Here is a 24,307-nt window from a genome sequence, read left to right on the forward strand (position 1 = left end):
TATGATACAATTCCTCTAATTCAGTTAGTTTTATGAATCAATCTTATTCCATTTCTAGTTAACCAAAGGTAAATCAGTTGTTGGTGTTGTAAATTTGTGACTCTCCAATGATGGATAGATCATTTTATTAGAACCAAACTTTAATGATACAGCATCATATCCAAGAACATTTAAATAAGCAGTAATCATAGATGATGTTTGACCTGTCCAGCAGTAAGTACAAACTTGAGAACCTGAATCAAGATTAGCCATTTCTCCATTTTCAAGGCTTAAAGGTTGAATTCTATATGCACCTGCAATGTGTCCATACTTATCAACATCAGCTTGAGCCCAGTAATTATTAATGAAATAGTTTGATGGAGAAGTTAAAACATCAGAAGCGTTTACTCCTTTAAATCCGCCCGAAGTCATGGCTGTCACTCTTTCTTGAAGAATATTAGCTCCATCGGTGTATGTGGACATAATACTTGGATAATCGAATGTTTGATTAGTTGCCACAGCAGTAGTCACCCAATTAGAATGTCCTTCAGCAACTGCTCCATTGGTAGCACCTGAATTGTTTTCCCATGAACCTGATAAAGTTGAATTCCATCCACTCATACCAAACTTCAATACTTTAGCATCTGTGTAACCACTCAAACGAAGTGCAACAACAGCATGTGCAGCAGTTTGTCCTGAATAACAAGCCACCAAAATTGGTTTTGTTGTAGTTGCCGCATCTGATACAATATTTCCTAAAGTAGAATTAATTGCACCTTCGATATGTCCAGCATTATAAGCATCTTCAGCCCGAATATCAATAATATCGTAGGTTGAGAGGAATGTAGCTAAATCAGCTTCAGCTGGTGCTCCTGTAATCCATCCATTTAAAATGTCCGGTAAATCAAGATCATTGGCTACCAAATAATCAGATAGGGTTCCAAAAACATTTGCTGCTGTAGATGTAACAAGCGGTAAATCAGTTGTTGGAGTCGTAAACTTATGACTTTCCAAAGATGGATAAATCATTTTATTAGAACCAAATTTTAACGAAACAGCATCAAAACCAATAACATTCAAATAAGCAGTAATCATTGATGAAGTCTGACCAGTCCAGCAATACGTACAAATAGTAGCATCAGGATCAAGGTTTGCTATTTCATCATTTTCAAGGCTTAACGGTTGAATTCTGTGTGCACCTGCAATATGTCCATATTTAGCGACATCAGCTTCAGCCCAATAATTATTAATAAAATAGTTTGATGGTGAAGCTAAAACATCAGTTGCATTTACTCCTTTAAAGCCAGAATTTATCATTGCGTTAACTCTTTCCTCAAGAATACCTTCACCAGTTGTAGCAGATATATTAAAACCAGGATAGTTGTATGTTTGGTTTGTTGCCACTGGAGAAGTTACCCAATTTGTATGACCTTCACCAACAGCTCCATTATCAGCTCCAGAATTGCCTTGCCATGGACCTGATAAAGTAGAGTTCCAACCACTCATACCAAATTTTAACACCTTAGCATCAGCGTAACCACTTAAACGAAGAGCTACAACTGCATGACCCGCTGTTTGTCCTGTATAGCAAGCAACCAAAATAGGCTTAGTTGTATTTGCAGCAGTAGTTAAAATATTAGCTAATGATGAATTAACCGCACCTTCGATATGACCAGCAGCATAATCTGCGGCATTACGAATATCAATAATATCATAAGTACTTAAAAATGTAGCCAGATCAGCTTCTGCCGGAGCACCTGTAATCCATCCATTTAATACATCCGGTAAATCAAGATCATTAGCTACCATATAATCTTTTAATGCTTCAAAATTCTCCGTTAGATCTGGATCTGGTCCTTGAGTGATCTCATCATTTTCTTCCTTACAAGAAGTAAGAAATAATGCAGGTATAATTGTCAGAATAAAAAAATACTTCAATAATTTTTTCATAACATTAGGTTTTTATAGTTATTAGGGTATTTGTTTATAGTTGAGATTGGAGAAATTTAACAGCCACCAACTTCTTCCTCATGGTGTCCCCCTTCCTCTTCCAAATTCTTTTCTTGCAACAGCGGATAAGTCATTTCCCACTTTTTGAAACCACCTTTGATATATTTTATATTTTTATATCCCAGCTCCATTAGAGATTTAGCAGCCAAGACAGAACGACTACCTTTTTTACAGTACAGTATGTATTCCTCATCCTTTGCAGGCAAATACAAACCTTCATTTTCCCAGTATTTTTCATTAGCAATCTTAAACTCTAATGTTCCACGCGGAATGTTAATGGCACTAGGTATGTAACCATGATTGTGCTCTGATTTTACACGCACATCAATCAGGTTAAACATTTCCATAGAGTCTATTTTAACTTTCAGTTCTTCAACAGTAATCGTCGGCACAATCTGTTCCGCCTCTTTAACCATTTCATCAACATTGGTATAAACCTTATTGCTATCACAGCCCCAAGCAATAATTAGAGCTACTATCAGATATATTACATTGCTATTTTTCATTTCCATTCAAGTTTTAGTCTTTACTTGTTTTCTTTTTATCTAATTCATCGTTGATTCGAATTTGCTTCTTAAGCATTTCTCTTTCAGCTAATAATTGCCCTGTGGTATCAATAATAAATCCTTCCACTCCCACCACTTCTGCCTCTTCATAAACTGGTGACATGGTCAAAGTATGATAGCCTTCTGATCCATCCTTACAAATTCTTTTCACTTCTCCATGATTAATAATTTGTCCGGTTTTTAAAACCTTATCAATGTTCCCTTGCAGTTCTTCAAAGTCTTCTTTATTCCTGCTTAATCGGTAATGCTTACCTATGATTTCTTCCTTGGCATCATATTTATACAGTTTGAACCAGGTATCGTTTACATCGATATAATTGCCATCTTTTCCAATACAGAAATAGCCTGCACCACTATTTTCAATCGCATCTTTAAAGCGAGTATCTGCAATAGATGAAACTCCCGCATTTAAAGAGGCTTTATTCATAGCAGCTTCAAACAAATCACCTATTTCAACATTCGATTGCAATTGTGCTCGGCTCTTTTTTATAGAAGCCTCAATATCGCTTATCACTCTCTCTTTTATTTCCTCATCACTCATTTCTTCCCATCCTGTAATCATTGCTTTAATCGCAGAACCCGGTTTATGACCAGTAGTTGTCAAATAAACATGAGCAATCATAAAAGCTAACAATAGAAAAGCTCCAAAGGTGTGAATCACTGCTACATATTCAAGACTCTGCAATTCCATTCCTTCTGCCGGATAATGAAAATAGAGGTATAGAAATCCAGATATTACTTGAACAGGAATTACTAATATTTTCAGACCCAAATAAATCAGTCTCTGAAGAGGATTAAACTTATCGTAAACTAGTTTCTTGGTTGGATGCGGAGCACCTGTAAAGATTCCTCCTATGTAATAATTGAATTGTGCTTTCAGATATTTTGTGGTTGGAATGTATTGCTTCCATTCACCTGTAGTAAAATGCCAGAAAATGGCGAATACAATTAGGCATAAGAATATCCATGCAGACACATTATGAAGCTCTACTGCTTTTTGATAACCAATCAAATCGAAGGAAGAATGTATCTCAAACCCGGAAATCATTAAAATCAATATCAATAAAGCTTGAGTCCAGTGCCAGAAACGTTCAAATATCTTGTATATATATACTTTTTTCATAGACTTATCTCCTATTATTTAGATGTTGATTTTTTCCTGTAAAATATGCGTAAAACTCCATGCAAAAGAGCTCCCAGAGATGCCAATACCACCAAGGCAATTCCCAAACCATCTAAGAGAGTGTTCTTGTCTCTTCCCGGCAAATAGAAATCATTTAGTTGTGCCAGTCTTCCACCATCCCTGGTATGACAATCCTTACAGCTCAGTGATTTTTCTTTAGGTGCGACCATGTGATTCAATGGCCAGTACATTTCAGTTTCAACAAAACCATACTTTCCACTATATGGAAGATTTAAATATTTCATGCCTGCAACTGAAGCTTTGTGCCAGTCAAAATCCTTCCAGTAAGCACTATCTCCTTTCACTTCAGCATGTAATTTTGCTTGAATTAAAGTATTGTGAATAGAATCGTAAATTTGTTTTCCTCGATGTACTTTTACCGGCCATATTTTCGAAGGTTTATCAGATCTTTGTCTTTCTCCTTTATCAAGATATGATCCTGCCAAAGTGTTCATTTGAACAGGAATTGTATCAATCTGATCAGTAATTAACTGATGATCCGCCAGTCCGTTAAACCAATAGTATTCTGGGATCACATCATTATCGTAAACAAATGTTCCTTTAATAGATAGATAATTGTGATTTCCATCGGCATCATTTTCATGCATTGGATGTCCATCCTCATCCAAACGTCCAGCCGTTGACCAATCCCAAATCATTTTTGTTCCGTTGGCCTTTGCATAGGTAGGAATATGACAGGTTTGACAAGCTACACGAATGAAGTGTTCGTTTAATATTTCATCCTTATGGGGTGCATCGGTATGGCAATGCGTACATGTAGCTCTGTTTTTGTTTTCGGACGATAAAGCATATAACTTTCCTGCCATAACATGCTTGTCAGTTGTATGACAATCAACGCAGCTCATATTTTCACCTTCAACTGCCATATGAACATCAACACTGCGATCGCAATTCAATAGAGCCTTATCAAGATCACCATGTTTCACATTGTTTCCGCCGCCCCCCCAGAAGTGACAAACACCACAATTTACCTTCGAAGGTTTCCCAACACTTTGAGCAACAAAATTTAAATCAACGGATTCATCAGGATAACCAGCCCCACCTTTCTTCTTCTTGTAAGTGTCTGAATTATCATGACAAATTAAACAGTCAACATTTAATGGGTTAGAAAAATCAAAAGATTTGTTTTCCCAACCATATCCAATATGACAACGGGTACAAGTTTTTTCACTACCACCAATTCCAATACAGAAATTGTTCAGTATATTTTTCTTTCCCAAGGCTACTTCCTCACGTCCATCGAGCTTCTCTGTTCGATCCCAAGTCCAGTGATTTGTTTTCATTACCTCAGCTGCTCTTCCAGTATGACAAGACAGGCAAGCTGCAGTAACCTCGTGTGCATCCTTAAATTCTTTTTGCAATTGTGGAAATGTACTATGATCTACAGATGGCTTAGCATCCCTATCTGCCTGCATAATATAATTTCTCAATTTAAGGATTGTGATAGAATCGCTCTCTACATTTTCTACATCTGTTTGTGCGAAACTCGTTATAGAAAACAGAAAAGCGACTAAAAAAGATAGTTGTAATTTTTTCATAAGCCTTACAGATTAGGTACATGATAAAACTACGACCTTACCTTTTAATAAAGATATAATTCGCTATTAGGCAACTTTTGTTTTTAGAAGATTCGCCTCATATAGAAAGCTGATGTAGATCAGTTTTCTATATGATCTCCGTCCTATTTAATTCAATAATCTCCTTATTTCATGACAATTAACTTTTTCGCATCCATTATCAAAGTGGTTAATTTGAAATAAAAGTGATACATTTAAGTACGAACAAAATCGAAAGTATGACTTGTAAATTCACAAATACCTGCACAATACACAATAAGAATCTTACTCTTTTTGATGAGCTTAGTGATGAAGAAAAAAAGTTGGTAGAAGAAAACACGCTTACGGTTAGCTATAAAAAAGGAGAAACAATTTGTAAACAAGGTTCTTTTGCCTCTAATGTAATGCATATAAAAGAAGGATTGGCAAAAGTATATCTGGAAAGTGAAACCAATAACTTGATTTTAAAAATCGCTCCAAAAAATAGCCTAATTGGAATGCCTTCCATCTACGAAGGGAATAATACGGCTGTTTATTCTGTTGCCACTTATACTGAATCGGTTGTTGATTTAATTGACATGAAAGTATTTCAGCAATTATTAAAAACCAATGCAAAATTCGCTTTTCGTGCGCTCAATATCATGAATGAAAATATAATTCAAATATATGGACGCTTTTTCTGTATTTCGAACAAACAACTTCACGGAAGAATTGCAGATATATTACTTTGTCTGAAGAATCGTGTATATAAAAGTAATACTTATGAGTTTGCTTTTTCGAGAAGCGAATTGGCAGAACTTACAAACATGTCAACAGAAAGCGTTATTCGAGTAATGAAGAATTTTAAGGATGATGGACTCATTCTACAAAAAGACAAAACTCTGGAAATACTAAATGCAGAAATGCTCTCAAAAATTAGTAATCTAGGTTAAAATATAAAAAGGGTTCTAAACAGAACCCTTTTCATTTATATCAACTTTTGATCTTCTAGTACTTTCTTCAATCTTTCGTGTCGTTTATTAAACTTATTCTTTAAAATATCAATAAACTGTCTGTACTCTTTTGTTTCCAGAATATCATCGAACAACGGATCATCTTCCAAAAACATGATCACCCACAAAGAATACTGATCTTCTTCAGCAAATAGATTCAGTTCTTTAAAGGCTCTTTCCTTATCTCCCTCTTGCACTGCACAAACTGCCAAACTTAAATGCTTGTATATTGAACTGTGTGTATTCGCAAATTCCCGATAGGAATCAAATAGCAATTTGGCTTCTTGATATTTGCCCACTTTTGCATATACATGAGCAATTTTAGAATCCTCGCCAGCGTAGATGTCTAGTTTCCGATCTTTTCTGGCTTTTACAAAAATGCTGTAGTACTTATAAGCTTCTTCATAGTCTCGTTGAGCGTAACAAACTTTTCCTATTTCCTGCAAAATATCCAATCTTGTCTGATCTTTATTCCACGCAGCAATAAGCAATTGCTTTGCTTCATTAAAATCTTTGTTTTTTGCTAATAATATATATGCCTTTAAATATTCAGAAAATAAATTATTCGGATTGTGATCCAGAGATTTGTTGATATACACCTCTGACTCCTCTATGAATCCAGATTGAATTAATGCATTACTTACATGCAGATAGATAAAGCTAGCTGTTACAGAATCATTAGCTGCAATGTTTAATTGAATTCCTTTTAATGCATATTCAAGATATTTTTCAGAATTAGGCATGTAGTTCGCATAGAAATTCGAAAGGTAATTCAATACGTAAGCAGAATTGGGATTATACTCCAATGCTCTTTCAAAATAAGGTACTGCTGCTTCATTTTCTTCCTTTGCCAAATACGATAAAGCCTTTGATATCAAGCTCTGATAATCTTTAGAATCATAAAACATGGCCTTATCTGCATTAGCAACAACTTTATCAACGTGCACTTTCTCAGCTTTAAATATGTCTAAATAGTAATAACCAATAGACTTAAATGCATATGCACGAGCAAATTTATTATCTAGTTCAATTGCTTTATCAAGATGAGTAATAGCTTCAAGTAATACTTCTCTCTTCTCCTGTCGCATTAGCTCCATTGCTTTTAGATACTCATCATAAGCCTCAAGGTTTTCGGTTGGAATTTTATCTATTAATTCTTCCTCTTCAGGGGTAATAATTGCCTCCACGCTTGTAGCAATCTTTTTAGCCACTTCTTTTTGTAGATTAAAAATATCATTGGCTTGTCGGTCGTACTGTTCTGCCCACAAATGCTTATCGTTGCTGGCTTTTATAAGCTGAATATTCAACAAGATCTGATCTCCGATTTTCTGACCACTACCTTCTACAAAATAACTCACGCCCAATTCTTTCGCAATTTCAGGAATCGTCATATTCGTATTTCTATACTTCTCAACCGATGTTCTGCTAATTACCCTAACATCCTTAATTTTCTGTAAATGATTCAAAACAGATTCCATCAATCCATTTACGATATAAACATTGGCTGAATCTTTACTATCGTTCTTAAATGGTAGAACGGCAATTGACTTATCCTCCTCTTTGTGAATAAACTGAAATGGATTTATAATAAAATAAGTTGACACAATACTCAGTATAACAGCTAATGCAATAATTACACGACCTTTGCGCTTTTTTGGTTTCTCTACTTCAATTTCATTCTCTGGTGTTTCATGTTTGCCTTCTTCTCCTGGAGGATATCCATACAATTCCCTATAGCACTTTATAAAGTATGATGTGCTGCTAAAACCAACCTGATAGGCAACTTCAGATACATTAGAATCTCCGCCTAATAAAATATCCTTCGCATTTTCAAGTCTGATTTGCCTGATAAACTGACTAACGGAAAGATTGCATTGCTTTTTTACTTTTCGCAAGAGATTAGAACGACTCATTCCTATTGCATCAGCCAATTCGGAAACACCAAAACTCTCATTGGATAAGTTTTCTTCAACAATAGACTTCAGCTTCAATAAAAAATCATTCTCTTCAAATTGGTTCGTTGCCATTATAGTGGGATAAAAGGGTCATCAATAATTCGTGAAAAAGATACAAATAATATTAACACCCTGACTTAAATTATTTGGCTGTAATTCCACCAAATTGGGGCTTAGAATGCATAGCTTGCATCATATTTTATACATGTGCGTCATAATTTATACTGGTTGTCAAAAGCTTATACACTTCGATTTTTAAATGATATGACTTGCATCACGATTTCCCAGACCTTTACATCAGATAAATGTTGAACTAAAAATCAGTAAAAATGAAAGCACATAAATTATTAGTATTTGGAATGTATATCCTATTTGTATTGGCAGTTTACTCATGCGAAAACAAGAATTCTAAATCATCAGACGGTAAATCAAATACTGCTGTAAAAGTAAAAGCTCCTAAAACCGATATTCATGCAGCTACATTCATGGGAAAATTAGAAATGGTAGAGCAACACATTGCAGCTGGAACAAATTTAAACAGCAAAGAACCAATTGGTGGATCTACTCCTTTAATTACTGCATGTTTATTTGGCAAAACTGAAGTTGCAAAAGCTCTTATTAATGCTGACGCAGATTTAAGTATTAAAAACAATGACGGCTCAACCGCACTTCATGTTGCAGCATTCTTTTGTAGAACCGAGATTGTTAAGGCTCTTATTGAAAAAGGCGCTGATCAGAGTATAAAAAACAATGCTGGTGCAACTGCATTGGAAAGTGTTTCTGCTCCATTTGCACACGTAAAGGGTGTTTATGAATTCTTTAATAAGGAATTGGGACCTCTTGGCTTGAGATTGGATTTCGAAAGAATTGAAAAGGCCAGACCTGAAGTTGCTGAATTATTAAGCAATCAGGGCTAAGCTTAGAGTTAATTAAATTGGAAAATTATACCGATTAAGAATCATTCTTCGATTCTATATCGGTATTTAAAAACACAAATCATGACAACGACAGAAAGAAGATACGATATTGACTGGTTAAGAGTGATTACCATAGGATTGTTATTGATTTACCACATAGCAATTGTATTTCAACCTTGGGCGCCATTTATAGGTTTTATTAAAAGTGAAACCTCAATGGAAAGCATCTGGATTCCCATGTCGGCCCTAAACATCTGGAGAATACCTTTACTATTTTTCGTTTCGGGAATGGGCGTTTGCTTTGCCATGCGCAAAAGATCTGGAGCACAATTGCTTCAGGAACGTAGTATTCGAATATTAATTCCTTTTCTATTTGGGATGCTTTGTGTTGTACCACTACATTTTCTAGTTTGGCAGCGTTATTACAATCAGGATATAGCTTACATGGCAAATCCAAGTCACCTTTGGTTCCTGGGGAATATATTCGCCTATGTATTGATATTATTGCCTCTGTTCCTCTATATTAAAAAGAATCATTTCGTGATAAAAAATTTGTTGAATAAACTGTTCAAAACACCTTTAGGATTGCTAGTTGTAATGATCCCTTTTGTATTGGAAGCCATCCTAATCAATCCAAATCCATTTGAAATGTATGCAATGACTGTGCATGGATTTGTTTTGGGTCTGTTAGCCTTTTTCTTTGGTTTTGTATTCATTCTGGCTGGAGAAACCCTTCGAAGAACTTTGGTCAAATGGAAATGGTTCTTTCTATTTCTTGCTGTAGGTTTGTATACATGCCGTTTGGTAGTATTCGAATTACAAGCACCAAATTACCTGATGGCAATAGAGTCAAACATATGGATTTTTGCTGTATTTGGATTTGCTTTCCAATACCTGAACAAAGCGAGCAAAGTTTTGACTTACCTAAGCGAGGCTGCCTATCCGGTTTATATTTTGCACATGGTGATGCTATTTGGTGCATCTTATCTGATAATTCCTTTGCAAATGCCGGTATTCTTACAGTTTGTACTCATCAATCTGATCACATTTGTAGGATGTTTTGCATTGTATGAGTTTGTGATTAAACGAAGTATTGTATTGCGACCTTTGTTTGGATTGAAAATAAAGTTGAAACCAAAATTAGAATTGCAAAAACAAGTTCCGTAATCGAAAAAATAAGACCATAGGAATGTCGGATGGCATCCTTCAACACTTTTTGATGCTCTCACTTCCGTGAGAGTATCAATTGTACAAGATGATTGTATCTTACGAATAACTGAGAGCATCACATAAAGTGATACCCTCAGAATGAAAATAGCACAGAAACACCACAAAATAAATGAATAAAAAAAGATTCAGGAAATCCAGTTACGGTACTCTGTACCTAATGGCTTAGCAATAACTAGCATCTATAAATATAACACAACTCCGTTGCTTGATTCTACATTTTGGTGCAGAGCACCATAATCTTTATAGAGAAAGAATTATAATATGAAGAAAAGGTACAGAGTACTGTAATATATAGTATAATCAATGCAATCGGTAATTTCACCATTAAGTAAGGATGCCAATTAAGAGTTAAAATACAAATACCAACTACTGAGAGGGGCGTTAGCCCTGACATCTGTTTATTCCATACCAATTATTCTGCATTCAGATATCAGGGCTAGCGCCCCTTTTTACTTGATAATCATACTCACAGTGGTATTGGTAATCTCACTGTGAGTGAGAATACCAAGTTGTAGTGCTGTTTCTCAAATGGGAATACGAAGTACTGCTTGCCTACTTTGCGTTAAGGATTGAAGTGGATACCCCACAGCGAGGAACGAGCGAGGAGTAGAAACGTAAAGCCCGACCGACGAAGGAGGGAACGCCCTAATGAGAATATTAAGAATGAAAAAAAGCTCAGGAAAATTCTGAGCCTTTGTATTTTGAATTGAGATGCTTGTATTAGAACAAGTTTTCCAATAATGAATCTTCAACCAAGTTTGGTAAAGTTACTTTTAGGTCTGGACGACGTTCCATTTCGCGTTTGATAGCGAACATAGCTTCATCGTTTCTGGCCCAGCTTCTTCTTGCAATACCGTTGTTCACATCATAGAACAACATGTTTTTCAAGCGAGCATCAGCTTCCGGAGTTCCATCAAGCAGCATGCCAAAACCACCGTTGATTACTTCTCCCCAACCTACTCCACCACCATTGTGGATGGATACCCAGGTTGCACCTCTAAAGCTATCTCCAATTACATTGTGGATGGCCATATCAGCAGTAAACTTACTTCCATCGTAAATGTTCGAAGTCTCTCTAAAAGGAGAATCCGTACCACTCACATCATGATGATCGCGACCAAGAACCACAGGACCAATCTTTCCTTCTGCAATGGCATTGTTGAATGCTTCAGCAATTTTTGATCTACCTTCAGCATCAGCGTATAGAATACGAGCCTGAGAACCAACAACCATTTTGTTTTTCTTCGCATCCTTAATCCAGGTAATGTTATCCTGCATTTGCAACTGAATCTCTTCTGGTGATGATTCCATGATTTCCTGCAATACATTCATTGCAATCTCATCGGTCATATCCAAATCTTCTGGTTTACCCGAAGTACAAACCCAACGGAATGGTCCAAATCCGTAATCGAAACACATAGGACCTAAGATATCCTGAACGTATGATTTATAACGGAAATCGATACCATTTTCTGCCATAATATCAGCTCCTGCTCTTGAAGCTTCCAAAAGGAATGCATTTCCATAATCGAAGAAATAAGTTCCTTTCGCTGTGTGATTATTGATTGCAGCTGCATGACGACGCAATGAAGCTTGAACTTTTTCCTTGAATACCTCTGGTTCTTCACGAATTAATCTGTTCGATTCCTCGAAAGTAACATCAACAGGATAGTAACCACCTGTCCATGGAATATGAAGTGAAGTTTGATCAGATCCTACGTGAATGAAGATATCTTCTTTATCGAAACGTTCCCAAACATCAACAACATTACCAATGTAAGCAATAGAAACAACCTCGCTTTTAGCCTGAGCTTCTTTTACACGGCTAACCAAGTCATCCATATTGTCTACCAATACATCAACCCATCCTTGTTCGTGACGCTTGGTTGCTGCTTTAGGATTTACTTCTGCTGCAATGGTAATACAACCTGAAATGTTACCAGCTTTAGGCTGAGCACCACTCATTCCACCCAAACCTGCTGTTAGGAAAATCTTACCTGATGGCGTTTCTCCTTTTTTCAACATTTTACGGAAAGCATTCATTACCGTAATGGTAGTACCATGAACGATTCCCTGAGGGCCGATGTACATGAATGAACCTGCAGTCATCTGACCATATTGTGATACACCTAGTGCATTAAATTTCTCCCAATGATCTGGCTTCGAGTAATTCGGAATTACCATACCGTTGGTAACGATTACACGAGGAGCCCCTTTTGATGATGGGAACAATCCCATTGGGTGACCTGAATACATGTGCAATGTTTGCTCATCAGTCATAGTCGCCAAATACTTCATGCAAAGCAAGTACTGCGCCCAGTTTTGGAATACCGCACCATTACCACCGTAAGTAATCAATTCCTCTGGATGCTGCGCTACTGCTGGATCCAAGTTGTTTTGCATCATTAGCATGATACCTGCAGCTTGCTTCGATTTTGCTGGATACTCCTCGATTGGACGAGCATACATTTTGTATTCTGGCTTGAAGCGATACATGTAAATGCGACCAAAATCCAATAGTTCCTGTGCAAATTCAGGAGCCAATTCAGCATGCCACTCTACCGGAAAGTAACGCAATGCGTTGCGAATAGCCAATTGCTTTTCTTCTACCGATAAAATGTCTTTTCTTTTAGGAGCTCTGTTGGCATCCTTTGGATATTCTCTTTTAGCAGGCAATTCCGATGGAATTCCCTGTAATATTAGTTCTTGAAATGTCATTTTGATTCTCTCCTATTTTACGATAAAAGCTCTGTTTTTCACAAACTCAACCATTGCATTGATATCATCTTTCAATACGCGGTCATCTTCCAATTTGTCAACCTTCGATCTGATGATATCAAAGTTCTTTTCGATGATATCAGACAATCTGTTTGGTCTTCTGAATTCGATTGCCTGAGCAGCATACATCAACTCAATGGCAAAGATTTTCTCAATATTACCCAAAATCTGGTTGAACTTACGTCCGGAGATAGATCCCATAGAAACATGATCTTCCTGACCCAATGAAGTTGGAACACTATCTGCTGATGGTGGGAAACACAATGATTTATTTTCGGTTACCAATGCTGCAGTTGTATATTGAGGAATCATGAAACCTGAGTTCAATCCTCCTCCGTTTGTCAACAAACGAGGCAAACCATATTTTCCTTCCAACAGCAAGTAACATCTTCTATCAGCAATATTACCTAGCTCAGAAGCCGCCAATGCACAATAGTCAATTGCCATAGCCAAAGGCTGACCGTGGAAGTTACCACCTGAAATTGCTTCTGTTTCGCTCAATACGATTGGATTATCGGTAACAGAGTTCATTTCGATTTCTGCCATTTCATTCACGTGAGCAAATGCATTTCTTGATGCTCCATGAACCTGAGGGATACAACGCAATGAATAAGGATCCTGAACACGCTCGCAATTGCTATGCAATGCAAGGTTTTCTGATTCATCCAATAACATGCGCATGCGCTCTGCTACTTTTTTATTTCCCGGGAATGGACGAATTTCGTGTAGCGCTGATTTGTAAGGAGCAGCACTTCCCATAAATCCTTCCAAGCTCATTGCTCCGGCAACATCTGCCAAATCAAGCAAGTATTCCATTCTGTGCAGACCTTTAATGGTATGTGCCAAAATAAACTGCGTACCATTAATCAATCCCAATCCTTCTTTTGCTGCAAGACTAATTGCCTCCAAACCATGATTAGCCAATACTTCTTTGGCAGGTTTAATTTCATCATTCACCCAAAATTCTCCTTCTCCCAATAATGGCAAGAACAGATGCGATAATGGAGCCAAGTCACCCGATGCTCCAACAGAACCCTGCTCTGGAACAACTGGTAAAATATCATTTTCAATAAAGAATAAAATACGCTCGATTACTTCCAAACGAACACCTGAGAATCCTTGCGACAAAGCTTGCACCTTACAAATCATCATGATTTTCGACAACTCTTTGTCAATTGGATTACCAACACCTACGGCATGAGTAATGATCAAGTTCTCCTGAAGCTTGCTTGTTTCTTCCGGAGAAATTTGAGTATCACAAAGTGGTCCAAAACCAGTGTTTACACCATAAACCGCTTTGTCTGAATTGGCCATAGTCTCAACCTTAGCTCTACATGCATTCACTTTAGCAATAGCTTCTTCAGTTAAGACAGCTTTTAGCTCACCACGAGCAATCTGTATTGTTTTATCAACTGTTAGTCGATCTATCCCGTATTTAAACATTGTTTAAGTATTTTATATCGTTTATTCTAAACCTCTCAGTTTTATTTATTGCAAATGTAAATGGTATTTTAATACCCAACAAGACTAGTTTTATCAAGATATAATAACCCAGAGTTATCAATGGACAATTAGTAATGCGTAATGAATAATAAAAAGCATTCATTGCGATTAATTTCATTATTAAATGAAAGACATGGTTATCAATCTATAAATGATAAAAAAAACCTGCCAGAAAACTGGCAGGTTCAACAACAACATAGTAATTCACTAATTAGATCTTAGCATTCACTATATCAACAATTTCTTTTTCGTTAGCCACTGCTTTGTCAACAATCGCTTGTCCTTTAGCGATGATGTCCTCAGCCCAAGCCTTATCTGTAAGGTCAGCAGCATTGATCTTCACGTTCATGAATGCACCAATTACACCCGAACGAGCAGCCAAGGCACCTACTCCAGCATCGGTAACCGAGTTAGGGTTTCCGATTTCAGCCATCGCTTTGCAAACATCCATACAGCCTAAGCAAAGCTCCATGGTTTGGAAAGGAACCATAGTTGCAAACTTGGTAGCCTCTTCCATTGCTTCAGCACGAGCAGCTTTTTCTTCTTCTGTACCTTTTGGCATACGAACCGCATCCATAATTTTGTTGAATGCATTAGTATCTTCATCTACCAACCAAGTTAGTTTGGTGTGGTATTCTTTTCCTTTTTCAGCCCAATCAGAGAACTCTTCCCAACGTTCATCCCATCCTGGTTTGTGAGCAGAAAGGTTAGCGACCATTGAACCAAGAGCAGCACCCATTGCACCCATATAAGCAGAGATTGATCCTCCACCTGGAGCCATAGATTCAGAAGCTGTTTCTTCAACGAATTCAGTCAGGTTCATGTCAACCAATTTCTTCTGACCCTTCTTCGCTTCGTTCTCCAAGATGTACTCAATGATTTTCTTGTCTGCATCGAATGGATACAATTCATCCAAACCAAGAGATTTTACTGCGATCTTGATGATTTCACGATCAGCAATACCAGTTGAACGACCTTGCATGCGTAGGTAATGCTTACCAGCATCCAACATTGCTTTCAATGGTACAACACCTACCAACTCAGAACCAGTTACACGAATACCGCGAGCCTGAGCCTTAGCACATACCTCATCAAATGCTTCGTGAATTGAAGTCACAGAGATGTCAGTCATGTTCATAGAGATCTGAGCCACTCCGAATTCTTCAATAAACCATCCGATTGCCTTGGTAGCTTTCAAAGTACCAGGAATCATTACTGGCTTACCGTTCTCATCTTTCACAATTTTACCTGTGATAGGATGTCCTTCACGCTTGGTACGACCTCGCTCACGAACGTCGAATGCAATTGCATTTGCACGACGAGTAGAAGTAGTATTCAAGTTGAAGTTATATGCAATTAGGAAGTTACGAGCACCAACCGCTGTAACACCTGATTTCGCTACTTCATCAGTAAATGCAGCAGGACCAAAATCTGGCTTCCACTCTTCTGTTCCGATTCTTTCTTTTACAGCTTCGTACTCCCCTTCGCGACAAACTGCCAGGTTCTTACGATCTGCCTTACGAGCAGCATGCTCATAACAATAAACTGGTACACCAGCTTCTTCACCAATACGCTGAGCCAATTTGTGTGCATACTCAACAGTTTCTTCCATTGTGATATTCGCTACAGGAACCAATGGACAAACATCGGTAGCACCAAAACGTGGATGAGCACCAGTGTGCTTGCTCATGTCAATTAATTCAGCTGCTTTTTTTACAGCACGAAAAGCTGCTTCACAAACCTCATCAGGAGTTCCAACCATTGTAACAACTGTACGGTTGGTAGCTTTTCCTGGATCAACGTCAATTAGGCTAACGCCTTCTACAGATTCAATTTCGTTAGTGATCTGCTTAATGATATTCATGTCGTTCCCTTCAGAAAAATTAGGAACACATTCGATTAATTGCTTCATATTGATTTAGATCTAAATTTGTTGCTTAAATTTTCCCATTACTTTACTCGAGTAATCGCAATAGGATTTCTAATTGTGTAAAGTTATCACTAAGTTTGATACCTAACAATACTATTTAATTTAGGGATTCATAACTATGAGTTATCAAACGGAATTTAGACATTTCAGGTATTTTTTAGCACTAGCCGAGGACTTGCATTTTAGAAAAGCTTCGGAAAGGTTGTTCATCTCTCAACCTGGTTTGAGCCGACAAATCAAGCAAATGGAGGAGGCATTGGGAGTTAATCTGTTTGAAAGGCACAATCGTAAAGTAAAGTTAACCAAAGCCGGAGAATACATGCAACGCGAACTCATCAATAACTTTCAGCGCCTGGATGATATCATTTCGCATGCCAAATTGCTTAACGATGGTATGGATGGTAATTTAAAGTTAGGTTATGTGGGTTCAGCCATGCAAAGGGTTATTCCTGATTTATTACTAAAGTTCAAGGAGGAACATCCCAACGTATTGTTCGACATCAACGAAATGGACAACAACAAACAAATTAAAGCTTTGTTGAAACAGGAAATTGATGTTGGTTTTGTTAGAATGGAACGTGTTCCGAGGGGTTTGAATATCCTTCCTCTTTTCGAGGATACTTTTTCACTGGTTTTGCCTGCTGATCACAAGGTGGATGCCAGCAATTTTAAAGGATTGTCACAATTTAAAGATGAACCTTTCATTCTGTTTGATTCCTCCTACAGTCAGTCCTATTACGAAAAGGTAATGCAGATTTTCGACGATGCCGGCTTTGCACCAATCATCTCACACAATACGGTAAATGCAAGTTCCATATTCAGGCTAATCGAAAATAACTTTGGGGTATCCATTGTTCCAACTTCTTTAAAACTGGGTTTCGATATGAATATCAAGTTCATTGAGTTGGATAAAATTCCTCAGCGCACCACTTTAAAGTTGGTATGGAATTCCGTAAACACCAATCCCCTATTGGAGAACTTTTTGGATATTGCGGAGGATGTTGATTTTTAAAAGTAATAATCCTCGAATTTCACAAATGATCAAGATTTAAATGAAATGATGTTTCCTGCTGGTTCGAGTTCATAGCTCGAATCTCTGCCATTAGGTTGATATGCATTTTGCTGCGCAGAGCATAAGCTTATAGCTCGCCCTATTAGAAGTAGTTATTTTACCATACAGTTGCCCAATATATAACATTCTCTGTTTTATTATTTAATGCATATCCACACATCATTCCATGTTGCCATTCATTTGGTAAATATTCACAGTCATAGGTAATACTAAACTGATTACGACCTGAGATTGCTTTAATTATAAAAATTTCATAATCATCAGACAGATTGCATAAAGAACTACTGTTTTGATACTTGTCTAATGTAAAATAGGGAATTGGAATTTTTCCTAGTCTTTTGGAGTTCTTTTCAGCTATTCTTCGTTTTTTTGGAGTTTCTAAATTCTTATACCATTTACCGTCAACAAATGTTCTATCGCTATAAGGTATCAATGTTAACAATGAAGTATCATTTGAATTATATTTCATTATTGATTTATTCTTAGCAGATAACATTATTCTCTCAAATTCATCCTTATCTGTTTTTCCATAGACCATTAAGGATTGTGTGTCAAATGTTGTTTCGTCCAACGTAGAATTATCCCCATAAATAAAGTTTGTAGTTACTCCAAAACTTTTCAACTCGTTAGAGTTAGGGAAATGTTCTGAAAGTTCTTGTCCTAATTGTTTTAAACTATATTCGTAATCTCCTTTAGCAGGATGGAAGTTACAATTGGCGCAACTTAATACCAGTAGCAGTTTTATTAATTTAAGCAAATGTTTCATCTTCGTTTTAATGTAAGCACAGGGACATCATTAACAGTTGTACAAATCACATGCTTTACACCATATGCTTTGTGAACCGAATACTCCTCTCTCTGTATTTTAATAGTTTATTGTTTTTGTTACATTATCTATGTTTGGCCTCTACTCCCCTTAAATTTTAACTTTTGTTAGAGGTATGTGCACTTTCTTTATAATATTGATTGACTCTTTTTTGAATCCACCAAATTCCAAAAGGTAAATAGAGAATTAAAAGCATTTCAACAATTATGTCTGACGTTCTTATATTCTCTTGGAATTGAATTGTCTTTAAGGTTTTTGCAACTCCATAGGTTAAATAAATAAAAGTGAATAAAAATACCGGCATCAATATTGCTGATAGAACAGTTAATTCACTATAGTAGGTTTGCAACTGTAAAAAGACGATTACATAAAGTATGACAACAACAATCAATCTATTTACCCATTTAAAATGTAAATTGCTAAGTATTTTTTTAGGTTTATTAAAGTGATTTATAACACTGTAGTTCCAGCACATATAAACGGTATAATAAATTAGGAGTGATATTCCTCTAAGTATATCTAACTCATATTCTCCTAAATCAAATAGCTTAAATATTGTAAGGGTTAAAATTAAGGGCAAGACAATCATCAAGGCAAAAATTTGCCAATGCTTCAGAGTTAAAAATAGTTTCATGTTTTTCTAAAGTTTCTTCTGTATATGTTTCAGTTTTTTCGTATGCATTACCTCTAACAGTTTTGCCAAAATATGAGGAAAATTTTAAATACCGCATCATTATTTACAGCTCTACTTTTTTAACTTTTATTTGGTAATGATTCGTGTTTCGGATATTCTGTCATGCCATCCAATCGGTTTTTCTGAAAAAAAAGACAATTGTTCTAAAGGAATAAATCTACACAGTGTTCGTAATAAAATATCTATAAAATTCACCTTTTCATTATCTAATCGAATAATCTTCGTTCTAGTAATTAGTTTGCCCAGAGTTGTATGGAAGATTCCCTTAAGAATGATATAGTAAATAAATGCTATTGGCAAAAGAGTGAACTCTAAACTCATTGTTTGTCCTGCTTTCAAATTTTCTAGTAATCCTGCTTTTTTTAATGCGATTACTATAAATGGGAGTAAGATAAACCATAAAATAGAAATGGATATACTATCTATTATCCAGTTTACAAATCGTTTCGTATTTGATGCAATTTTTATTGAATTCATTTTTCTTAAAATTCATTTTCAGGAAAACAGTTATCAGCTGTACAAGACAAATGGTTTATGACATATGATCTATGAACCGAATACTCCTCTCAGTGTGCTTTAAAAGTTTTCGCTTTCATATTTTATTATCTCGTTAAGCTCAACAACCTTTAATTTTAACTTTTGTTAGCCTTCGCTTGAGAAATATCCTCTATAAATTCCAATCCATTTCTGTTTATTGCCAAAGAGGTCAAAGCCTAATGTAAAAAGGAGAAGAAAACCAGAACAAATTAAGCCGACATTTCCATTTCTTGTTTTTAAGCCCAGCTGGTCAAGATAATTTTCTCTCGGAATAAGAGTGTTAAAAGATATTTCAACATTTTCTTTATTTTCAGGCAATCTAGTTTCAATTATTCTATTAATTACTCTTCTTTTGCCAATATACTTTTCATTTTTATATTCAAATTCATAGTTAATTTCAGTTGTTCTTCCATTAATGGGTATGAATTCAATTTTTTCCGCCTTTACTTTTTGTATGTCAAAAAAGTCAAACCAAGCATTTCGTAACATTAATTCCGAGAAAGAATGCAAAAAGAAACCTCCCCAAAACAAATAGCTAATTATAAAAGTGATTTTTAATAATTTCGTTAAAGTCATTTAATTTTATATAATTTCATTTCACTATACATTTCCTAAAGGTTCGAGCCTGTGGCTCGGATCTCTGCCATTGGGCAGATATGCATTTTGCTAGGCAGAGCAAGAACTACGAGCTTCCGCTATCAGGGGTTTGGTCATATAATATAACCCCATCCTGATATTAACTCCCAAGTTTTATTTCTTTTTCTATAGATTGAGATCAAACTATCACCACAATCATCTCCACATTCAAAACTTCGTTTAATAATTACTATATTCTTCGATTTTGAAAATAAGGGCATGCTTAGCCTATAATAGCTTTCACCATACTTTAAATCTTTAAATTCAACGATATTGTGTTTAATTTTCCAAGTGAACTTCTTTCGAGTTTGTTCTTGTTTTATGATGAATAATTTATCTTCAAAATTGAATAATGAATCGATGTTCGTTTCACTATCTTCAAAAAGTAAATTCCAATTATCTAGTTGACTTGAAAGTTTTTTAGGATCTATTATCTCGTCTGTATTAATAATAAATGGATGTCTTTTTTGATATTGGACATCAATCTCCTTAATGCAGTTGTCAAGATATGAAATTACGAATTGACTAACTGTTGAATCTGAAACAATGTCATTATATGTCTGTGATTTAGCAGAGAAAATAGATAAAATGAAGGCAAAGGTTAGAATCACTTTCTCTATTCTGACATTAATTTTTTTCATAATTACTATTTCAGGTTTATTGTGATATTATTACGTGAAAATTAAGGCTAAACACAATTGCGTTTATTTCTCTATTATTCATTCAATGTATTGTTTATACCCCTTGCTGGTTCGAGCTTGTAGCTCTGACTTCTGCCATTGGGCTGACAAGCATTCTGCTACGCAGAGCACGAGCTAAGAGCTCAAGCTACCTAGGGTAGTTTTACATTCACTTTACAATTTTTTTTATTGCTAGCTTATATTTTTCTGATTCTGACCAAGGATCATACTTATCAATGATTTTAATTATAACAGAATCTGATTCAATATTCTTGAAATAATTACTAATCGTAGGTTCTAGTGCTGAACATTCATTACTAAGAGATATACTATCGTTTAGAGGAAATTTTGTTACATATGTAATAGCAGGATATACATTACTATAAGATATTGTTGGAAATATCTTTACTATCTTTGGTTTTGAACTTAGTTCTTCAATAGAGCTAGGGAGTTTAAATTTTCTGTTAATTTTCCTTCTTAAAATCTGAGAAGATTCCAAAATTTCTTTTTCATTCTCATATTTCCAGAATTCATTTGCAGGCTTTAATAACCAACTGGATAGCTTTAAACAATAATCAGCCATTATATAATCACCCTGTTCAAACCAATACTCTGCTTCGTTTAACCAGTCATCTGCATCTTTATCATTTACTTTAAGAAGTCCAATAAGAAATGCATCTATTTTCCACTCATTATCATATTTGCCCATAATAGTAGTCAAGCAATTTTGAACAGCTTCCTGACCTATAATTGCAGTTGTAAAAGCGGATTCATTACAGTTTGCAACGTACTTGATTGAAAAGGGTCTTATTTCAGGATCATTAAAATTTGTACTAACTACTGAATTTGAAATAAAACTTTTTTGATAAAAACTATTCTGTGTATTAAATTCAAATCTTATCAAAAGTGCCTGGAATTTAGAAAATATTGGCTGTAATTCTTCATTGTTACTAGTGCGAAAAACTGACTCATTCAGAAAATGTTTTGATTTCGCAAAATCACCTTTTATTATTGACACATAAAAATCAGAAGTTAGTTTCCATATTGGTTTGCTAATTTGAGGAGGGATTTCAGGTCCTTTTTTTCTTTCAACAAAACTACAACTTGCAATTACACAAGCTAGTGTAATAATGCTTAATAGTTTCCAAAATTCTTTTTTTTTAATTTCCATCTTAAATCCTTATACAATAATTTTAATTAGAGGTAGGTGATTGATTATGCTTTCTTATCATTCCCTAACCACTTGTTTTGAAGACATTACACACAGCGGATGGCGCTATGTAACGTAGGCGCCTTAATTGATTTATGTTTCAAATTTTATAAAAAGGCAAGGTAGCTATTTTAGGACTACACTTAACTATAACTATTCTAAAAAAGCTACCTTGACGTTGCGCATTAAAAGCAGAAAACATTCGAAAACCTACTGCCCGCCTATGTTATATAGCGTGTGTTGTGCATTGGCATTTTGTTCTGATTCGAGAAGAGCATCGAATTCCAATCTGTATTTAGTATACAAGTTTTTAACTTTTCTGTTTTGAGAGATATAATATTGACCATTTTCCTTTGTTATATATTTGTATTTACTTTTCAAGTGAATGCGTAATGAATATTCGAGGACTACTGTATGAATGTCAATAATGCCTAGAAGTAGTAGTGCGGATTCTGCTACTTGTATTGGTGATTTCATTTGCACTACTACTTTTTTAATTTGCTCGTCGTATGAGATAAACTTTCCAATTTGTTTTGCGTCAATGTGACTTATCTGACTTAAATAGGAATATAATGCCCCTATGTTTCTGTCAGTTAAAAATTCCTTTAAATTATGAATGTTAGTGGTTCTTAATTTATGTTTTCTTCCACTTTCACTTAGATTAGTGAATTCATCATTAGTCATGTCGCAAATATTCATACAATAAGCAAGTTGCTCAAATATTTGTCTTATTAAAGCGATAGTTTCGAAATAAAACATTTGCCCCATTAGCAATAAGGAACATTCGTAACTATTCCTTAATCGATGTAATGTTGTTTCGACAGCTAAGCTACTGATAGTTTCACCAACAAAGTTAATTGAATCGAAATATTCATAAAGCTCATGAAGTGCGCATTTGATTTCGGCATCTATTCTTGTGAAAAGGTTCGAGAATGGATTATCATCAGTGCCATTATCAAGATTCAAACAATCTATATACTTGCTTTTTGTGTAATCCATGGATTTCAATCTTAAATGTTTACTCGCCATTGCTGAAGCAATTCGTTTTTTTAATTCTTCATCATATTCATCGGGGATTAGGGCAAAATATGGTCCAAATCCGATATTTGATAAGTTACCTAATTTGAATTGATTTTTCATTTGCAGTTCGGTTTATTAAAATTGCAGGTAACATTTGACTAAAGTGCAATGCACTTTACCTACCTCATTTGTTGGCTTTTTCATTACACTAACAACTAGCTACTTATTCTCAATAATTACATCTAAAGGACTTTAAATTTTTGCAAAAGATTTTTCACCCATATAAGTTCATATCTCTTGTAAGAAAAAACAATTCCGAATTTAACAACAATTATTACCAACCAAAATATTTATCCCAATAAAGATCAATAGAATTTATCAATACAATTTATATTTTGATTGAAAAACAAAAGCCCCCAAGTAATTGGAGGCTTCATACAATTGAAAAGTATGGTACTATGGGTTTATTAAGCCATAACAGGCTTATTGGTTTCAACAGCTTCCAGTTTCACATCCAACTGGAAGGTATGTTCTGGCAAAACAACTACCTGCATTACAACATCCAGGTATCCCTTCTTGCTAAAACGCAAATCGTGTTCACCAGCACTTAAAGTTTGAATATAAAAACCACCCTGTATTCCACGGCGGGTAACTGCTTTCTTGCCATTAATAGAAATCCTTACATTACGTATGGATTCACCAGTTTTGGCATTGGAAAACATTCCCTGTAGAGCTCTTTGTGTGCTCGAAGCATAGTCTTTGGTCATGATCACCAAAAACTCATCGAACAAATCAGGATCACTTTCAGCATAAACGCTACGCATGTATAGCATCAATCCTCTTTTTACCAACAAATTGTATTTGTCTAACAGTACCATACGTATCCAATTGTTTCACTTACATTCTAGTTTGTTCAGAAGCGTTTTCTTCTTTGTCATGCGCATTTTTTATTTCATCAGAAGCATTCTCAATACTCTATGCCTTAATTTTTATTTGATCACTTACACTTTTG

20 protein-coding genes are annotated in these 24,307 nt (G+C 35.5%); 4 read left to right on the forward strand and 16 right to left on the reverse strand.

Annotated elements, in window-relative coordinates; translation table 11 throughout:
- Positions 1-54: 54 nt before the first annotated feature.
- The 4 genes from DF185_RS06520 to DF185_RS06535 are packed head-to-tail and all read right to left on the reverse strand — an operon-like array spanning position 55 to position 5,297.
- Positions 55-1,929, reverse strand: a complete 1,875-nt coding sequence (locus tag DF185_RS06520) for a rhodanese-like domain-containing protein (RefSeq protein WP_110359930.1) — start codon at positions 1,927-1,929, stop codon at positions 55-57.
- Between the two features lie 56 nt (positions 1,930-1,985).
- Positions 1,986-2,495: a rhodanese-like domain-containing protein gene (locus tag DF185_RS06525; protein ID WP_165835965.1), complete on the reverse strand. Its 510-nt coding sequence runs from the start codon at positions 2,493-2,495 to the stop codon at positions 1,986-1,988.
- A gap of 13 nt (positions 2,496-2,508) precedes the next feature.
- Positions 2,509-3,678: a cytochrome b/b6 domain-containing protein gene (locus DF185_RS06530; protein WP_110359932.1), complete on the reverse strand. Its 1,170-nt coding sequence runs from the start codon at positions 3,676-3,678 to the stop codon at positions 2,509-2,511.
- 14 nt (positions 3,679-3,692) lie between these two features.
- Positions 3,693-5,297: a tetrathionate reductase family octaheme c-type cytochrome gene (locus DF185_RS06535; RefSeq protein ID WP_110359933.1), complete on the reverse strand. Its 1,605-nt coding sequence runs from the start codon at positions 5,295-5,297 to the stop codon at positions 3,693-3,695.
- A 257-nt stretch (positions 5,298-5,554) separates the two neighbouring features.
- On the opposite strand from DF185_RS06535, the gene DF185_RS06540 reads away from it, so the two are divergent.
- On the forward strand, positions 5,555-6,247 hold the full coding sequence (locus DF185_RS06540; RefSeq protein WP_110359934.1) for a Crp/Fnr family transcriptional regulator: 693 nt from the start codon (positions 5,555-5,557) through the stop codon (positions 6,245-6,247).
- Between the two features lie 35 nt (positions 6,248-6,282).
- Here the strand turns inward: DF185_RS06540 and DF185_RS06545 are convergent, their stop codons facing one another.
- Positions 6,283-8,334 (reverse strand): helix-turn-helix domain-containing protein, encoded by a 2,052-nt coding sequence (locus DF185_RS06545; RefSeq protein WP_110359935.1) that lies wholly within the window; start codon positions 8,332-8,334, stop codon positions 6,283-6,285.
- A 257-nt stretch (positions 8,335-8,591) separates the two neighbouring features.
- Between DF185_RS06545 and DF185_RS06550 the strand changes: the two genes are divergently transcribed.
- Together DF185_RS06550 and DF185_RS06555 are read left to right on the forward strand one after the other, a co-directional pair.
- A complete protein-coding gene (locus DF185_RS06550) occupies positions 8,592-9,179 on the forward strand; it encodes an ankyrin repeat domain-containing protein (RefSeq protein ID WP_110359936.1) in 588 nt (195 codons plus the stop codon).
- An 81-nt stretch (positions 9,180-9,260) separates the two neighbouring features.
- Positions 9,261-10,346 (forward strand): acyltransferase family protein, encoded by a 1,086-nt coding sequence (locus DF185_RS06555; RefSeq protein ID WP_110359937.1) that lies wholly within the window; start codon positions 9,261-9,263, stop codon positions 10,344-10,346.
- 783 nt (positions 10,347-11,129) lie between these two features.
- On the opposite strand, the gene hutU is transcribed toward DF185_RS06555, so the two are convergent.
- The 3 genes from hutU to ftcD form a co-directional block, all read right to left on the reverse strand.
- The gene (gene hutU, locus DF185_RS06560; protein ID WP_110359938.1) at positions 11,130-13,127 is read right to left on the reverse strand and encodes a urocanate hydratase; all 1,998 of its coding nucleotides are present in this window, start codon (positions 13,125-13,127) and stop codon (positions 11,130-11,132) included.
- Between the two features lie 12 nt (positions 13,128-13,139).
- Positions 13,140-14,630, reverse strand: coding sequence for a histidine ammonia-lyase (gene hutH, locus DF185_RS06565; protein ID WP_110359939.1), 1,491 nt, complete (start codon positions 14,628-14,630; stop codon positions 13,140-13,142).
- A 271-nt stretch (positions 14,631-14,901) separates the two neighbouring features.
- Positions 14,902-16,602 carry a glutamate formimidoyltransferase gene (ftcD, locus tag DF185_RS06570; RefSeq protein ID WP_110359940.1) on the reverse strand — a complete coding sequence of 567 codons (1,701 nt, stop codon included), beginning with the start codon at positions 16,600-16,602 and terminating at the stop codon, positions 14,902-14,904.
- A 136-nt stretch (positions 16,603-16,738) separates the two neighbouring features.
- On the opposite strand from ftcD, the gene DF185_RS06575 reads away from it, so the two are divergent.
- On the forward strand, positions 16,739-17,632 hold the full coding sequence (locus DF185_RS06575; protein ID WP_110359941.1) for a LysR family transcriptional regulator: 894 nt from the start codon (positions 16,739-16,741) through the stop codon (positions 17,630-17,632).
- A 157-nt stretch (positions 17,633-17,789) separates the two neighbouring features.
- Here the strand turns inward: DF185_RS06575 and DF185_RS06580 are convergent, their stop codons facing one another.
- From DF185_RS06580 to DF185_RS06615, 8 genes are all read right to left on the reverse strand, one after another.
- On the reverse strand, positions 17,790-18,458 hold the full coding sequence (locus DF185_RS06580; protein WP_110359942.1) for a hypothetical protein: 669 nt from the start codon (positions 18,456-18,458) through the stop codon (positions 17,790-17,792).
- Positions 18,459-18,615: 157 nt separating this feature from the next.
- Complete coding sequence (locus DF185_RS06585) at positions 18,616-19,152, reverse strand: hypothetical protein (protein ID WP_110359943.1); 537 nt, start codon at positions 19,150-19,152, stop codon at positions 18,616-18,618.
- 126 nt (positions 19,153-19,278) lie between these two features.
- Positions 19,279-19,689: an RDD family protein gene (locus DF185_RS06590; RefSeq protein WP_110359944.1), complete on the reverse strand. Its 411-nt coding sequence runs from the start codon at positions 19,687-19,689 to the stop codon at positions 19,279-19,281.
- A 165-nt stretch (positions 19,690-19,854) separates the two neighbouring features.
- The gene (locus DF185_RS06595; RefSeq protein WP_110359945.1) at positions 19,855-20,325 is read right to left on the reverse strand and encodes a hypothetical protein; all 471 of its coding nucleotides are present in this window, start codon (positions 20,323-20,325) and stop codon (positions 19,855-19,857) included.
- Between the two features lie 134 nt (positions 20,326-20,459).
- On the reverse strand, positions 20,460-21,026 hold the full coding sequence (locus DF185_RS06600) for a hypothetical protein (RefSeq protein WP_110359946.1): 567 nt from the start codon (positions 21,024-21,026) through the stop codon (positions 20,460-20,462).
- A 208-nt stretch (positions 21,027-21,234) separates the two neighbouring features.
- Entirely contained in the window at positions 21,235-22,236 is a 1,002-nt protein-coding gene (locus tag DF185_RS06605; RefSeq protein WP_110359947.1) for a hypothetical protein, read from the reverse strand.
- A gap of 249 nt (positions 22,237-22,485) precedes the next feature.
- Positions 22,486-23,415: a hypothetical protein gene (locus DF185_RS06610; RefSeq protein WP_110359948.1), complete on the reverse strand. Its 930-nt coding sequence runs from the start codon at positions 23,413-23,415 to the stop codon at positions 22,486-22,488.
- A 347-nt stretch (positions 23,416-23,762) separates the two neighbouring features.
- On the reverse strand, positions 23,763-24,173 hold the full coding sequence (locus DF185_RS06615; RefSeq protein ID WP_110359949.1) for a PEGA domain-containing protein: 411 nt from the start codon (positions 24,171-24,173) through the stop codon (positions 23,763-23,765).
- Positions 24,174-24,307: the final 134 nt, after the last annotated feature.

This window comes from Marinifilum breve, assembly GCF_003202155.1.
GTDB lineage: Bacteria > Bacteroidota > Bacteroidia > Bacteroidales > Marinifilaceae > Marinifilum > Marinifilum breve.